The organism is Winogradskyella ursingii (assembly GCF_013403975.1).
In the GTDB taxonomy this organism is placed as follows: Bacteria; Bacteroidota; Bacteroidia; order Flavobacteriales; family Flavobacteriaceae; genus Winogradskyella; species Winogradskyella ursingii.
In genome coordinates this window covers 335,133-350,072 of sequence record NZ_JABFDH010000001.1, presented here as the reverse complement: position 1 = coordinate 350,072, position 14,940 = coordinate 335,133, and the positions used below count along the sequence as shown (strand labels likewise).

Below are 14,940 nucleotides of genomic sequence, written 5' to 3'. Positions count from 1 at the left end.
TTCAACAACGATGGAAACATTGGGTGAATATCTCAGAACACTGAGGGAATTGAAGAATCTACCTATAAGAAAAGTTGCGGCTGCGGTAGATATAGACCAATCCACACTTGGTAAATACGAGAGAAATGAAAGGCTTCCCAAAAGAGGACTACTTTCAAACTTTGCTTCATTTTATGATGTTTCATTATCTGAATTGGAAAAAAGATATTTAACCGATAAGGTGGTGTTTTCCCTTTTAGAAGAAGAAAATCCAGAGAGTATCTTGGTTGAATGTAAAGACAAATTGAAGTATTTAAAGAATAAAAACGGTGAATCGAAAATAAATGAATAAACTAACATTCACAGGACACGAAACATTTCACTGTCGCCATTTTTGGTTGAAGAAGGGCTACGACTATCTTTCTACGGGTCAGTCTTTCAAAAATCCTGATGCCGTAACTGCTTTAGGTGTTGGTAAAAATATGGTAATGTCCATTAATTTTTGGCTGAAGGCTTTCGGTATAAAAACTCAAGAAGGTCAAACAACGGGTTTTGCCAATAAAATTTTTGATAGCAATACGGGATATGACCCACTTTTAGAGTATGAAGGCACCTTATGGTTATTGCATTATAAGCTGTTAGACACCAATTTAGCGTCTATTTTCTCTTTAGTTTTTAAAGAATTCAGAAAAAGCAGGGTTAATTCACAATTTACCACTCAACAACTACTTAGATATTTACTTAGGGCAGCCAGTAACCGTCAAACGTCGATTGCTGAAAACTCTTTGAAGAATGACATCAAAGTATTTATAAAGACCTATTATTTAGCCGATAAGAATATAAAGGATATGGAAGATGATTTATCATCCATCTTCATTGACCTTAATTTAATCACTAAAGTCACCGATAATGAGGAAGGTTCCGTATTTCAATTAAAAGTGAGTGAAAGACCTGAGATAGCTAAAGAAATATTTTACTTCTTAATCTTAGATAAATTCCCAAAACTTAACTCTATAAGCTTTGATGAAATACATAACAAAATAGGTGATGTATTCGCCTGTTCTTCTGAAGGCACGGAACTCAAGATACAGGAAATATCAGAAGCCTTTAAGGACGTTGTTTATAAGAAGGATGCAGGAAGAAAAGAATTACAAATCAAAAATATCCCTAATAAGTGGGATATATTAGAGCAATATTACGATGCATAAATTTACAACATCCACAAACATTGAACGTGATGTCGTAAATGATATCAATTACGTTGTTACACCCAACGCAAAAAATGTTTTCGAAAGAATAGTGACTGGGTTTCAGCAAGGACATCACTCATTTAATATTATTGGTTCTTATGGTACAGGAAAGTCCAGCTTCCTTTGGGCTTTAGAAAAAAACCTCAAAGACAAAAAGCCCTACTTTGCTAATCTTAATGGGCAATTCAAAGGATTTGAAAAGTTTTCATTTTTAAAAATTATTGGGGAAGCTTCGCCTTTAACAGAAGTATTAAAAAAATCTTTTAAGCTTAAGGAAAACACATCCAACTCGGATCTAATCGACACAATAAGTAAAAGAGCCGCATCGCTTAGAAAAAAAGATGAAATATTAGTTGTACTGATTGATGAGTTCGGTAAATTTCTTGAATATGCAGCCAAACACAATCCCGATAGCGAATTGTACTTTATACAACAGTTAGCTGAGTTGGCAAATGATTCCAATAGAAATATTATTTTAATTACAACGCTTCATCAAAACTTCGGTTCCTATGCCAATGATTTATCTCAAAACCAAAAGAACGAATGGGATAAGGTAAAAGGAAGACTAATTGATATCTCGTTTGATGAACCTATTGAACAGTTACTTTATTTGGCATCAGCCAGAATAGAAGACCTTGAAATTGAAAGACCAAAAGACATTGGGTTTGAGGATTTGTTCAATAAAATAAACGAGAGCAAGCTCGTAAGTAATTCAGAAACGTTGAATTACGATTTAGCCAATAAGCTTTATCCATTCGATATTTTATCTGCAAATATCTTAGCTCAGACTTTGCAAAAGTATGGCCAAAACGAAAGGTCTCTATTCTCTTTCTTGGCAAACAGTCAGGTTTTCTTTGATAAAATAGACAAAGACAGCCACACCTTTTTTAATGTAGCCGATGTGTTTGATTATCTAACGCTTCATTTAACAAGCGAATTAGAAGACCGATATTCAAACCCTCATAAGCCTCAATGGAACACAATTGTTAAGGCATTGGATAAAGCTGAAGCTATTAATGATTTTGGATACGAGAACTTGGCAAAAATCATAAAAACCATAGGTCTGGTAAATTTATTCGCAAAGTCTTTTGGTAAGCTCGATAAAAATTTCTTAGAATATTATGGAAAATATGCTTTGAATATTCCTGATTCTGAGAAATACATTGAGAAGCTAATCAGCCAAAAAATAATAAAGTTCTATAATTATCGTAATAAGTTTTTCTTCATTGACGGTACCGATGTGGATATAGAGCAGGAATTGATAGATGCTAATTCCCATATCGATACAGCTATCAATATTGCCACAAAAACCAAACATTACTTTAAAGAAAAATATCACTTTGCAAAGGAAGCCTATTTTGAAATAGGCACACCGAGATTTTTTAAAGTAAACATATCCGACCATATTGAAAACATTAAACCAGAAGGGGAAATTGACGGTTATGTACATATCATCCTTAGCAGAGATGTGAACCTTAAAAGCTTAAAAAATGACACCGTCAACAAACTGGCACAACTATACGTAGTCCTCAAAAAATTTGAGTTTATAAAGTCCTGTATTTATGAGATTGAAAAGATGGATTTTGTATTGCAAAAATACTCAGAAGACAACGTGGTCAAGAAAATACTAACAGAAGAGAAGGCTTACGAAGTACAAAAATTACAAAAACTTTTAGAGCACGGCATTTATGAAAAATCTAATGCAGACTGGTTCTACAACGGTAAAAAACTTAAGATTGACTCAAAAGTATCCTTAAACAGAAATCTCTCTCAAATAGCAAAAAAAGAGTATTCCTCGACACCTCGATATTTGAATGAAATGGTCAACAAGGAATATTTAAGCACCCCTGTTTTAACTGCAAGGAAAAATTTATTGAAAGATTTGCTTGAGCATAGTGAAGTGGAAAATTTAAACTATGATGACCGCAAGTTTCCACCACAAAAGTCTATTTATTTAGGGCTTTTAAAAGAGACTGGTATTCACAGAGCTCAAAACAACACGTATATCCTAACCGATCCTACAGATGCTACATTTAGACCACTTTGGGAACATTGTGAAAATTTCTTAGAGGATTCAAAACATATTAAGAAAAACTTGTCTGAACTATACGAATCACTATCTAAAGCGCCATTTAAGCTTAAAAAAGGGCTTATAGACTTTTGGATTCCAATATTTCTAATAATCAAAAATCAGGACTACGCTCTGTTTCATAAAGCTTCGGGATATGTACCTTATTTAACAAGTGAAGTTCTTGACCTTGTACACAAAAAACCTTCTGATTATGAACTGAAATCATATAAAATTGAAGGTGTCCGGCTTAACCTTTTTAATAAATACAAAGAAATTACGGGTGTTGATGCGTCAAGCAATAAACCCGAAAGTTCACTCATTTCTATTTTCAGTAGTTTCATTGCATTTTACAATGCGCTTCCTGAATACGTTAAAAAAACCAATCGGTTAAGCCCATCGGCAAAAGGTTTAAGGGACGCCATTGCTTCCGCTAAAGACCCAGAGAATGCACTATTGTCAGAAATCCCTAAAGGATTGGGCTACAAAAACATTAACCTCGAAGAAAATGATGCTCAAGTCCTAAATAATTTTATTGAGCGTTTAAACGATTCCATAAATGAAATACGAGTTGCCTACGATGGGTTGTTAAACAGATTTGAAGAGTGTATATGTGACTCTTTAAACTTGAATAGTAACAATTTCAATACTTACAAAGGCAAAATTCAAGCGCGTTATAAGTCTTTAAAACCGCATTTATTGATTCAAAAGGAAAAGGTCTTCCTTAACCGCATAATGTCTAAACTAGACGAACGTGATTCTTGGTTAAAATCCATTGCTGATGTTATACTTGGCAAATCCATCGAAAAAATGAATGATGAGGACGAAGCACTATTAATGGATAATACGAGAAAAGTATTTTCAAGCTTAGACAATCTATTAGAGCTACATTCTTTAGCAGATGATAATGTAAACAATGAAGTGGTACAGTTCCAACTCACAGATGTTTCTGGCAAAACGGTAAAGCAAAATATTGTTTTAAGCTCTTCAGACGAAAAGCACGTTTCAAAACTACAGAAAGATTTGACCAAGGTATTGTCCAAAAATGACAAATTGAGCACAGCTGCTATTATTAGATATTTAAAAAATTTGCACTATGAAAGTTAAACACGTACTTGGTATCTCAGGCGGAAAAGATAGTGCTGCCTTAGCGCTTTATCTCAAGAAGCTATATCCCAATTTAGATGTAGAGTATTATTCTTGTGACACAGGTAAAGAGTTAAAAGAAACGTATGAACTTGTGGAAGCCCTGAACAGTAAATTGGGCAAGGACATTAAAACAATTTTTGCTGTTGAACCAGAAAAAGAGACCCCTTACAAAACTACATTTGATCATTTCTTGGCCGAATATGGCGGATATCTTCCCTCATCAACTGCAAGATGGTGCACAAAAAAGCTAAAATTAGAACCCTTTGAGAAATACATAGGTGATGAGCCCACAATATCATATGTAGGGATTCGAGGGGATGAAAACAGAGAGGGTTACATATCTAAAAAAACCAACGTTCAATCTATTTTTCCGTTCAGAAAAAACATCTGGAGTGAAGATGTTATAAAAGAAGTTCTAGCCAATAAGAATATTTCAAAAGTTGCAAGACTTTACGACAGTCATAGTCCAAACCATTTAAAAGAAGATATACTCAAGAGAGTCAACCAGGCTATTTCGCCAAACTTTAGACAAGGGCAAAAATTAGAATTCCTTCTAAACAGTGATGTCAAATTATTCAATCAAGTTGTTTTTCATTATCTAAAAGAAAATACTGATTATCCCATAGCGCTTTTGGACGATTTCCCTTTAATAGAGAATGATGAAGTTTTAGTATTGGATGACATTTTCAAAATACTCGATGACAGTGGTGTTGGTATACCCGCATACTACATAAAAAAATCATACCAAGTAGAAATTGACGGTAAAATAGAAACCGGCACTTACTCACGTAGCAGGTCTGGTTGCTTTTTTTGTTTTTACCAACAGAAAATAGAATGGGTCTGGCTACTTGAAAACCACCCTGCCCTATTCGATAAAGCCAAAGAGTATGAAAAGGATGGTTACAATTGGATGGATACTGAAACATTAGAGGAACTATCCAAACCCGAACGTGTTCAAGCAATCAAGAAAGAACATTTCACGAGAATGAAAAGGCAGCTAAGTAAAAGGAACACTAACAGCTGGAAAGATGAAATTATTGAAGCAGAAGGCCTTGGTTGTGCCAGTTGCTTCATTTAAAAAATAAGTATATGAGTGATAAAATCGATTTATCCATAGATGCCGGTAGGCTTCTATTTGGACTGAGTAGAATTGGCTATACAACCTCTGCTGCCATTTGCGATATTATAGACAACTCTGTAAGGGCTAATGCAAACAACATAAACCTCTTAATCAAAAAAGAACGCGAAGACTTTTCCGATAACAAGAGGAATAATGTCAAGGAATATATTATTATAGATGATGGCGATGGTATGGATGAAGGTGCAATCGAAGAGGCATTGAAACTCGGTTCAACAGATGATCATTATGATGACAAATCGCTGTCGAAGTTTGGATTGGGCCTAAAATCAGCGTCATTCTCGCAAGGTGATGTTCTAAAGGTGATTTCTTCAGATGGTACAGGATTTAATAAGTACGAAGTCTCTCTACCAAAAGTAATGGAAGCAAAAGAATATTTTGCTGAAAAGACTGAAATTGAAGAGAATGAATCTGAACTGATTGAAACCTATCTAAAAGATGGCAAGGGTACCATCATCATTATTTCTGCCATTCGATTAAACAACCATCCAAGTGTTAGAAATACCATTAAGGAATTAAAAACCAAAGTAGGTGTCATCTATTTCTATTTCCTTTCTGAAAGCGGTGTGAATATCACCATTGGTGATAAAAAGATTGATGCCATTGACCCATTGTTTGTATCTGAAGCCAACGAGAATGGAAACTTGAACGAAAATGAATGGGATGGAACTGAAGTACGTTGGATAGAAAAACCAAAAGAGCTTACTCTTGATGATGAACTGAAAATAAATGTAACTATTGAAATTACCCAACTTCCCTATCCACCTATCTATAGAATTAAAAATATAGGCGAATCAAGAGACAAGGAAGTACGCGAAAGATATTTAATTGAGGCTGGTAATTACGGTTTTTATGTGTACAGAAATAAAAGGCTCATATCCTGGGCTTCTAACCTACAAGGCATCATCCCGTACGACCAAGATTTTTATGCTTTTAGGGGAAGGATACTGATCAATGACGAGGCGGATGATTTCTTCAATATTGATGTAAAAAAATCTTCGCTGACTCTTTCTGAAGAGGCATTTAGAAACATAAGCGATTTTACCAAAGAAGCCAAAAGCAAAAGCAAAGCAGCTTGGAAAAATGCCGGAAAGATTAGTCGTGACATTATAAATAAAGCACCTAATGAAATCGCAAATAAGCTCTTAGATGAATTCGAGCAGATAGAGATTCTGCCAGGTGATGACCTACCTGATGAGGAAATAGCCTTAGAACGATTAAAGGCGATAACCGATGATATGACCTCAAAAATCAAGTGGATAATTAAAATGATGAAAGAGGATAAGGGTGAAGAAGTGGACGATACTGTTGACGATGACTATACAGAAGACGAAAAGGAAGAGGCCATTAAAGGCGAAAAGAACGCTAACCTCACTAAAATATTCAGGGTATCTTCTGTTGAAGACAATCTGCTTTGGGAACCTTACTATGATACCGATTTAGGTAATTGTGTAAGGATTAATAAAATTCACCGGTTTGCAAGATTAATCTATGAGGATAATGCAGAGAACAGAGATTTACAGATTCTATTTGATTTAATGATGCTTCAGTTTGCCGATTCTGAACTATATGCATACAAAAATATTGGAAAATATGAGTATGACGACCTTAAAGTTATTTTGCGAGAGTCCAGAAGGATAGTATCAGAATTTCTTGCCAATATGTGTAGAAAACTAGAGAACGATTTGCCACCAAATTACAGTGACGAAAAGTATGCTTGAGACTAGTATCTTCGGTGCATTCAACGGTGCCGACCAAGCCTATATCTATATTTGGCTTTCCAAAAAACATAAAATCGTTTATGTAGGGATGACTAATAGCTATACGGGCACAATAGGCAGAGCTGGTGCCCATTTTAACAGAAAGGGAACCTTACGAAAACGATTTGTTGAAACACGAGGGTATGAGGTCAATGATGTTGATGACATCCTTCTCTTATCATTTCCTTTACCAAAAACAAGAGAATTTACCTCAGTTGAAAAATCCTATAGAGAGGCAGTAGAATACCTTGTGCAGAAAGAACTTATATTATTGCGCGGAAAACTCAATCCTACTTTTGATGTTATTTCTTGGGTAAGATTGAGTCCAAGAACTGGAAATTCAAGAATTAAAAAGTTAGCTGCATCTATTGTAAATTCTTTTGAGGCTAACTATTCCCGTTTTTAATAGCATTGACCAAGATATCTAATTGTGACTGAGTTGAGAGACTTCCAAAGCTTATCCTGATGCTACTAGCTGCCTTGTCCTTACTCAAGTCCATACTTTTAAGAACGTGAGATTGTTCTATTAATCTAGAGTTACAGGCAGAACCCATCGACACCGAGACTGAATTTTTGTTCTTTAAGATAAATGATTCGGCGTCCTGATTTAAAAGTTGAACATTAATAATGTATGGGCTTCTATTAACTGAAATTGCATTAATTGTCCCTAATTCAGATTGATGCAATTCTTGTTGTAAATGAGTATTTAGGTTTAGAATTTTTTTATAATCTGCATCCATCTCGAACATTGCTAATTCACTTGCCTTTCCTAAACCAACAATTCCTGGGACATTTAAAGTTCCTAAATTGACCGATTCAATTAGTTGCTTAACCAATACATTCGATTTTGTTTTGGCTGTTGTTTTAACCAATAACCCACCGATACCTTTAGGCCCATAAATTTTATGGGCATTAAAGCATAATAAATCTATGTTTTCCTCTTGGAAATTCAGCGGAAGTTTTCCATAAGATTGAGTTGCATCCGTAAAAAACAGAACATTCTTCTTCTTGCAAATAGCACCAATATCATCAATATCGGCAATCACACCGGTTTCATTGTTAACGTGCATTAAGGCCACAAGTATTGTGTCTTCAACAAAACTGTGTTGCAGTAAATTTATATCTATTTTTCCGTTGTCATCTACATCAAGATAGGTTACTTGAGCACCGATTTTTTCCAAATCCTTGCACGTATCCAAAACGGCTTTGTGCTCTGCCTTTGATGTAATTATGTGGTTTCCTTTATCTAAACTGTTGTAGAAAACTTGACTTATGGCCAGCTTGATAGCTTCAGTTGAACCACTAGTAAAAAATACCTCATTTTCTTTACAGTTTACAAGTTTAGAAATTTGATTTCTTGCTTTATCAATCGCGTTAGAAGCTATTGACCCGTGTCTGTGAGTACTGCTAGATGCATTTCCATAATGATCAAGAAAGTATGGGGACATTGCCTCGTAAACTTCTTGTTTTACGGGTGTGGTTGACGCATAATCAAAATAAATTGGTTCTTTTTTCACTCTTCCCTTTTAATAAATGCAAAGTTAAAAATATAAATATCTATTTCTGATATTAGAGATCTTTTTAAATTAGTACTGGAATAATTTAATACTCTAAAATAGCATTCTACCTGTTTCTTTTCATCAAAGATTTTATAATTAATTTTATCTCTTTAAAAAACAAAACGATAGTACTTTTTAAATTTCTTAAAATTTCTGTATACATCTCTTTCATATGCCTATTTGTGTTAAAAACTTAAACAAAGTCCATACTAACATCGTTATGTTAATATCATTGGCGAGATAGTTTACTTCATCATTATTACTCAAAAATCCAAGTTCTACCAATACAGATGGAAAATGGTTTGTTGTTTCCTTTAACACCTGAAAATTGGCAAACTTCACACCTCTACTCTCAAAACCCAATTCTTTATTAAGCGCAGCTTGTACTTGAAAAGCGAACCACGTAGAATCGTCTTTATATGTGGATGATTTATCGGCTACAAAAACTTCAACACCTCTCGCATTTGGATTATCAGAATGATTGCAATGCAACGAAACAAACAAATCAGCATTCAAGGCTTTGGCCAGCTTGGTTCTGTCAGATAAAGAAATAAGCGTATCACTATACCTGGTTAAATAAATGTCGAGTGGTTTTTCCAATTTGTTATTTAACCTTGAAATGGCATTTGCAATTGACAAAACCACATCCTTTTCTTGGATGCCATTTATGCCAATTGCACCAGAATCTTTTCCGCCGTGTCCAACGTCAATTATTATTCGTTTTTGAGCAGTCGATTCTTGTCCAAAAATGAAACACATTTTCAAAAGTAAAATCACAAAACTGACGTTTTTGAGCAGATTTTTCATTTTCAATTTTCGGGTTATCAACAACTTCACTTCAAAAATCCATAGGATTTGATGCCAAATAACAGCAACGAAATTCAAACAATATCAAATAATATTTTATTCACAAATATTTGATTTTCAGTTATTTATATTCAAATATATGTAAATTTCCAATAACGAAAATGAACCAAAAATTTAAACTGTTCCGTTATGAAAAAATCACACTATTTAGCATTTATTCTTTCGCTTTTATCCACTTCGCTTTTTGCTCAAATTGGTGGTATTGAAGATTCAGTTAACGATGTAGGCGATACCATCAGAACCATTTTTCCCATTTTATTGGGTGTCATCTTCTTGGTAGGCTTCCTATTTAATGCAGGACATTTCTTTGGCGAAAATGCTGACCTTAAAAAAGGGATTACCAGAGTACTTGTATTTGTTTTAATTGCTGGCGCAGTTGTAGGCATCTTCACATACTTAATAGGAATCGTTGTTTAAGATGAAACGCTTCGAGGTCTATAAAAATATCAGGAAAAGGGCGGTCATTTTTGGATTGCCCATTTCCCTGTTTGCCTTGATGATGGTTTCTATTTTGGCTTCTTTGCTCATCATCATATTCTCATTCAGCTTTGGGATAATAATAGGTGTATTGGTGTTCAATGCTTCCCTATATGTGGCGCTGACAAGAATAGCCCACAATCCGCAGCTATTCCAAATGGCAAAGGCATTTCCGCAAATCATTAGTAACAAAAGAAACTCTGGCTTCGATTATGAACAAGATTAACCTTTCGGCATATCAACCCATCGTAGATATTCAGAACAATATCGTATTTGCCAATAATGGCAATGTTATTCTGTGCTACAGAGGAAATCTACCAGAAATCTATTCCTTATCTGAAAAGGATTTTGAGGATATACACGGTGCTTGGTTTCAGGCGTTGAAGTCATTGCCTGTTGGTACTGTGGTTCACAAGCAGGATATCTACCTCAAGAAATCATATACTTCAGAACAACTTCCGAATTCAACCTTTTTGGAAAAGGCTACCCACGAGCATTTTAAAGGTCGTGAACATATCGAACATAGCTGTTATTTGTTCTTCATCTTGACCAAAAATAAGGCTCTAAACAATCCTAAATATGTCAATCCGTTCCGAAAGGTTTCAAAGGGAATCGTACAGGAACTGGATGATAATATCAATAGCTTCGCCAACTCGGTAAGCGATTCCGTTTCTTTCATCAATAATAGCCGAAAGATGGATTTTATTTCGCTTAAAGCGGAAGAAATACAACAACTAACAAGTGCCTACTTCAATGGCTTTAATGAAGGTTATGATACTGACATTTTACTGGACAAAAAAAGCGTCAATATTGGCGAAAACCATTTTGATGCCCTGGCCATCAACAGCGAACTGTGCTTTGGCGAAAGTGTACAAAGTAGCAAAACCAATGAGAAATTCACTTCTGACGATTTTGTGTTTCATCAAGGGTTTATTGATGGCTTAGGGCTTACGCTTAATGAGAATCACATTGTCAATCAAATCCTTTATTTAGATGACAAACAAAAGTGGCGTAAACTGCTCGATAATAAGATTGAGGAACTCAACAAAAGTTCCAACTTCGGTTCGCAGAATAAAGTGGTTCTTGGCAAAATTCAGCACATCCTTGACCAAATCAATGCTGATGACAATGCCCGAATTATTCGTGGTCATCTCAATATCGTGTACTGGGCAAAAGAAGCCAAAGAGCTCGATAAAATAACTTCAAAAATAAAGACTGAATTTAAAGAACTGGATATCATACCATACTATCCGAGAGGCGAAGAACGCAAGAATTACATCCTTAATAGTTACTGCTGTTTCTCTTCCAATTTCTCAAACAATGATTTATACGTAACCGATTTAAAACACGCGCTTTGCCTGTTCATCAATAACACCAATTACAAAAGTGATAACACCGGAATTATCTTTAATGACCGCGAGCATAACATTCCTGTTCTGAAAGATGTTTGGGATGAAAAGAAGAAAAGAATTAAGGCAAGAAACTTTGCCATTTTTGCACCAACAGGCGAAGGGAAATCCTTTTTGGCAAACAACATACTGCGCCAATATTTTGAAAGTGGTGTTCGCTTGGTCATCATTGATTTGGGTGGCTCATACACCAAGTTTGCCAAACTCTATCCCGAAAAATACACGGTGCTTCGCTACGAAAGCGGAAAGAACTTAGGCATCAACCCTTTTTACATAAGTGATACAAATGACCTGACACCTGAGCGACTGGAAGACCTATCCGTTTTTTTGTTTGAGCTGTTTGCTTCAGATTTAAAAGTGACTAAAGCACAATCGGTATCGGTTAAAAAGATACTGCGCCATTACTACGAAAGCACTTCAGAAAATCACTCGTTAGACGGTTTTTACAGTTTTATAGAAAGGAATCAGAAAGACCTTCTGGACACCTTAAAAATCCATCCCGACTATTTCAATGTCACGAGCTTTTTGCACGTAATGTCCGAATATGTCGGTGATGGTCTATATAGCTTCCTTTTTGAAGTAAGCGAGGACCAAACTTATAAAATCGAGGATAAGCGATTGATTGTTTTTGAACTGGATGAAGTCAAGGACAACAAGGAAATCTTGTCCGTAATGCTCAAGCTCATCAAATCCGCTATCCAACGAACCATTTGGAAAAACAGAGCCGAAAAAGGAATCATCCTTTTCGATGAGTTTGCCAAGCAATTGAAGTTTGAAAATGTATTGGAAAGTGTAGAATTTTACTATCAAGCTATTCGTAAACAAAACGGTGCGATTGGGATTATTCTACAATCCATTAATCAATTGCCTAACAACTCAACTTCCGCAAGCATATTAGAGAACACCCAAGTCATTTATAGCTTAAACAATGAAAAAGGCTATGACGAATTGGTCAAAAGGCTCAATCTATCCAGTCACGATTTAAACCAATTAAAGTCCATCAAAAACAACCTTTCCGGACCACGGAAGTACACCGAAATGTTTATTAAAATCGGTAGGGAAAGTAACATTTTCCGTCTTGAAGTTCCGAATGAAGTTTATGCCGCTTATCTGACCGATGGAAAAGAAAACGAGGAAATAATGAAGCTCTACAGCGAGCATCACGATATGCAAAAAGCAATAATTCAATTCACATCTAAAACATAATATTATGAAGACAAAAATCAAAATTTTAGTAGCAACGGTAGTATTGACCTTATTTATGTCAGGCAAAGCAACCGCCCAAGGAATGCCTACTTACGATAATACAAATTTTATCAGTTTGGTAAAACAACTTATAGAATCAGGTAAACAGACAGCTCAGATGATTAAGTCTGTAAAATTCTTGAAAGATGCAAAAGAGGCAATAGAGAAAGTATCAAGCGTTGTTGAGCAACTGAGAGCAGTTGAGGAAATTGGACAGAATAATCAGCGTCTTATCAACGTAATGCAAAATGATTTGCAGGATATTTTGAATTCGCCCTACATCAAACCCGATGAAGTTTCAAGGGTTGTGGAATCGTTTGACGCCATAGTACAAAACTCGTTAGACACAGTAGATTTTATAGACGAAGTCCTATCCAGCGATTACCTAAAAATGAGCGATGCCGAACGTGCTGAAATTCTTAAAGCAAAAGAACTGGAATCAAAAGAAATGGTTGTCAACATCACCACAAAGACAAGAAGATATAAGGATATCATTTCCTTTAGAAAAATGCAGGATAAAATTAATAATCGAGAAACCGAATATTAAAATGACGGCGACCATTCTCTTAGGAATCGGACTGGAATATATCGATACCGTTTTCCAGACCATACAGGCCAGCGACTTTTCGCAATACACCATTGCCGGGATGAAAACGCTCGCTGTCCTGTTCTTTTTGGTCAACATTCTTAAAAAGTACAATGAAGGCATTGCAGATAAGGACGGTTACACTTGGGGATTAAGTCCTGGTGAATTGGTCAAGAATTTTGCCATCGTTATTTTGGTCATATTCTCAACGCAGGTATTGGGTTTTTTCGATGGTATTTTAGTCGCTATTGAAGGGCAATATAGAGGCACAGCACCAGCATTGTTGCCCTTACAGATGCAAGACATTCCCATAGAAGAGGACGTGAACCTAATAGATGCTGCTAAAAATGCAATGACATTGCTTTATGAAGCTTTGGTGACACCACTATATGGATTCAAAATACTTGCTTTTATCATTGGTATTATACTGTGGATTTTAGATTTATTTATTTATCCGCTATTCTTGGCTGAACGATTCTTCCTCTTGGGAATAATGCAAGCTTTTTTTCCATTGGTCATTAGCCTTGCAGTCTTTGAAAAGTTCCGCTCATTGGCCTATACGTTTTTCAAATTGTATGCTGCGGTATATATGCTCGTACCAGCGTTCTTCCTGGTCAATGTTTTTGTAAACGCGCTATATACCGAAATTAACACCAATTTCTGGGTCAACTTGTTTGGAACGGATGTAGGTAGCGGTTTTTTTGCACCTGTGGTCCAATTAGGGTCGGTAGGGTTCATTGTGTTCCTGAAATTCAAATTGTACAAACGTGCCACATCCTTTACCCTCAGATTATTTACGGCCTAAGATAGATTAAAATAAAAATATGAAAACACCATATAAGAATATTTACAATGTCCTAAAGCTAAATCGGTTTATCGTTTTGGCAGTTGTTGTCTGTGCGTTGCTGTCCAGTACATTTTCAGTTTGGATGGTATTTAACACCAATCAAAAAGCGCTCAATAGTGCCTTTGCCATTAATACCGATGGTAGTATCATTCCGCTGAAGCTCGTGACCCAAAAGGAAAATTTTCGGGTTGAAGCTTTAGCACATTTGGATCTGTTCCATAACTACTTCTATAACATCGATGCGAGTAATTATGAACGCAATTTGGAAAAGGCATTATGGTTAGGTAATAGTTCTGTGGATAATATCTACCGCCAGAAAAAAGCCGATGGCGTGTATAACAGATTGCTTCAGTATTCCTTGGTTCAAAAAGTACTGAGTATCGATTCAAGAATATCTGAAAATAATGGTTCGTATGGTTTTACGACGACCACCATTTTTGAAATCAATAGAGGTTCAATCATCGATACTTACGAGTTGGTTTCCACCGGAAACCTGATTATGGTTGACCGAAACTTCCCGAACAACCCACACGGATTATTGATTACCAACTATTTCGAGAACACTCTAAAAAAACTAAACGATGAAAATTGAAAGCCGACCCGCCT

General features: G+C 35.6%; 14 protein-coding genes. 11 read left to right on the top strand and 3 right to left on the bottom strand.

Translation table 11 applies throughout. The features are described from left to right. Positions 1-10: 10 nt before the first annotated feature. From HM983_RS01660 to HM983_RS01635, 6 genes are read left to right on the top strand one after another with little or no spacing between them, the layout of a single operon-like run. Positions 11-331: a helix-turn-helix domain-containing protein gene (locus HM983_RS01660; RefSeq protein WP_211308896.1), complete on the top strand. Its 321-nt coding sequence runs from the start codon at positions 11-13 to the stop codon at positions 329-331. After that, positions 324-1,187, top strand: coding sequence for a DUF4007 family protein (locus tag HM983_RS01655; RefSeq protein ID WP_115122642.1), 864 nt, complete (start codon positions 324-326; stop codon positions 1,185-1,187). Before HM983_RS01660 ends, HM983_RS01655 begins: the two co-directional genes overlap by 8 nt. Next, on the top strand, positions 1,180-4,404 hold the full coding sequence (locus HM983_RS01650) for an ATP-binding protein (RefSeq protein WP_179343522.1): 3,225 nt from the start codon (positions 1,180-1,182) through the stop codon (positions 4,402-4,404). The genes HM983_RS01655 and HM983_RS01650 overlap by 8 nt, the downstream gene beginning before the upstream one ends. Further along, positions 4,394-5,524, top strand: a complete 1,131-nt coding sequence (locus HM983_RS01645) for a phosphoadenosine phosphosulfate reductase family protein (RefSeq protein ID WP_115122640.1) — start codon at positions 4,394-4,396, stop codon at positions 5,522-5,524. Before HM983_RS01650 ends, HM983_RS01645 begins: the two co-directional genes overlap by 11 nt. Before the next feature lie 11 nt (positions 5,525-5,535). Beyond that, on the top strand, positions 5,536-7,305 hold the full coding sequence (locus HM983_RS01640) for an ATP-binding protein (RefSeq protein ID WP_115122639.1): 1,770 nt from the start codon (positions 5,536-5,538) through the stop codon (positions 7,303-7,305). After that, complete coding sequence (locus HM983_RS01635) at positions 7,298-7,750, top strand: hypothetical protein (RefSeq protein ID WP_115122638.1); 453 nt, start codon at positions 7,298-7,300, stop codon at positions 7,748-7,750. The genes HM983_RS01640 and HM983_RS01635 overlap by 8 nt, the downstream gene beginning before the upstream one ends. On the opposite strand, the gene HM983_RS01630 is transcribed toward HM983_RS01635, so the two are convergent. Together HM983_RS01630 and HM983_RS01625 are read right to left on the bottom strand one after the other, a co-directional pair. Next, positions 7,731-8,861, bottom strand: a complete 1,131-nt coding sequence (locus HM983_RS01630; protein WP_115122637.1) for a cysteine desulfurase family protein — start codon at positions 8,859-8,861, stop codon at positions 7,731-7,733. The two genes, HM983_RS01635 and HM983_RS01630, sit on opposite strands and share 20 nt — an antisense overlap. Before the next feature lie 210 nt (positions 8,862-9,071). Continuing rightward, complete coding sequence (locus HM983_RS01625) at positions 9,072-9,710, bottom strand: N-acetylmuramoyl-L-alanine amidase family protein (protein ID WP_115122636.1); 639 nt, start codon at positions 9,708-9,710, stop codon at positions 9,072-9,074. A gap of 189 nt (positions 9,711-9,899) precedes the next feature. Here HM983_RS01625 and HM983_RS01620 point away from each other — a divergent pair, with 189 nt between their 5' ends. Next, entirely contained in the window at positions 9,900-10,187 is a 288-nt protein-coding gene (locus HM983_RS01620) for a hypothetical protein (protein WP_115122635.1), read from the top strand. A gap of 18 nt (positions 10,188-10,205) precedes the next feature. On the opposite strand, the gene HM983_RS16010 is transcribed toward HM983_RS01620, so the two are convergent. Beyond that, positions 10,206-10,430, bottom strand: coding sequence for a hypothetical protein (locus tag HM983_RS16010; RefSeq protein ID WP_179343520.1), 225 nt, complete (start codon positions 10,428-10,430; stop codon positions 10,206-10,208). Between the two features lie 29 nt (positions 10,431-10,459). Between HM983_RS16010 and HM983_RS01610 the strand changes: the two genes are divergently transcribed. From HM983_RS01610 to HM983_RS01595, 4 genes are read left to right on the top strand one after another with little or no spacing between them, the layout of a single operon-like run. Next, positions 10,460-12,862: a TraG family conjugative transposon ATPase gene (locus tag HM983_RS01610; RefSeq protein ID WP_115122633.1), complete on the top strand. Its 2,403-nt coding sequence runs from the start codon at positions 10,460-10,462 to the stop codon at positions 12,860-12,862. Positions 12,863-12,866: 4 nt separating this feature from the next. Continuing rightward, positions 12,867-13,448, top strand: a complete 582-nt coding sequence (locus tag HM983_RS01605) for a conjugal transfer protein (RefSeq protein ID WP_115122632.1) — start codon at positions 12,867-12,869, stop codon at positions 13,446-13,448. Between the two features lies 1 nt (position 13,449). Then, a complete protein-coding gene (locus tag HM983_RS01600; RefSeq protein ID WP_115122631.1) occupies positions 13,450-14,292 on the top strand; it encodes a hypothetical protein in 843 nt (280 codons plus the stop codon). A gap of 19 nt (positions 14,293-14,311) precedes the next feature. Further along, positions 14,312-14,926 carry a conjugal transfer protein TraK gene (locus HM983_RS01595; RefSeq protein WP_115122630.1) on the top strand — a complete coding sequence of 205 codons (615 nt, stop codon included), beginning with the start codon at positions 14,312-14,314 and terminating at the stop codon, positions 14,924-14,926. Positions 14,927-14,940 lie beyond the last annotated feature (14 nt).

Bases quoted from the DNA above. Each gene is read 5' to 3' on its own strand.
- HM983_RS01660 (WP_211308896.1), top strand. From the start codon at position 11: ATGGAAACATTGGGTGAATATCTCAGAACACTGAGGGAATTGAAGAAT.
- HM983_RS01655 (WP_115122642.1), top strand. From the start codon at position 324: ATGAATAAACTAACATTCACAGGACACGAAACATTTCACTGTCGCCAT.
- HM983_RS01650 (WP_179343522.1), top strand. From the start codon at position 1,180: ATGCATAAATTTACAACATCCACAAACATTGAACGTGATGTCGTAAAT.
- HM983_RS01645 (WP_115122640.1), top strand. From the start codon at position 4,394: ATGAAAGTTAAACACGTACTTGGTATCTCAGGCGGAAAAGATAGTGCT.
- HM983_RS01640 (WP_115122639.1), top strand. From the start codon at position 5,536: ATGAGTGATAAAATCGATTTATCCATAGATGCCGGTAGGCTTCTATTT.
- HM983_RS01635 (WP_115122638.1), top strand. From the start codon at position 7,298: ATGCTTGAGACTAGTATCTTCGGTGCATTCAACGGTGCCGACCAAGCC.
- HM983_RS01625 (WP_115122636.1), bottom strand. From the start codon at position 9,710: ATGAAAAATCTGCTCAAAAACGTCAGTTTTGTGATTTTACTTTTGAAA.
- HM983_RS01620 (WP_115122635.1), top strand. From the start codon at position 9,900: ATGAAAAAATCACACTATTTAGCATTTATTCTTTCGCTTTTATCCACT.
- HM983_RS16010 (WP_179343520.1), bottom strand. From the start codon at position 10,430: ATGATTTGCGGAAATGCCTTTGCCATTTGGAATAGCTGCGGATTGTGG.
- HM983_RS01610 (WP_115122633.1), top strand. From the start codon at position 10,460: ATGAACAAGATTAACCTTTCGGCATATCAACCCATCGTAGATATTCAG.
- HM983_RS01605 (WP_115122632.1), top strand. From the start codon at position 12,867: ATGAAGACAAAAATCAAAATTTTAGTAGCAACGGTAGTATTGACCTTA.
- HM983_RS01600 (WP_115122631.1), top strand. From the start codon at position 13,450: ATGACGGCGACCATTCTCTTAGGAATCGGACTGGAATATATCGATACC.
- HM983_RS01595 (WP_115122630.1), top strand. From the start codon at position 14,312: ATGAAAACACCATATAAGAATATTTACAATGTCCTAAAGCTAAATCGG.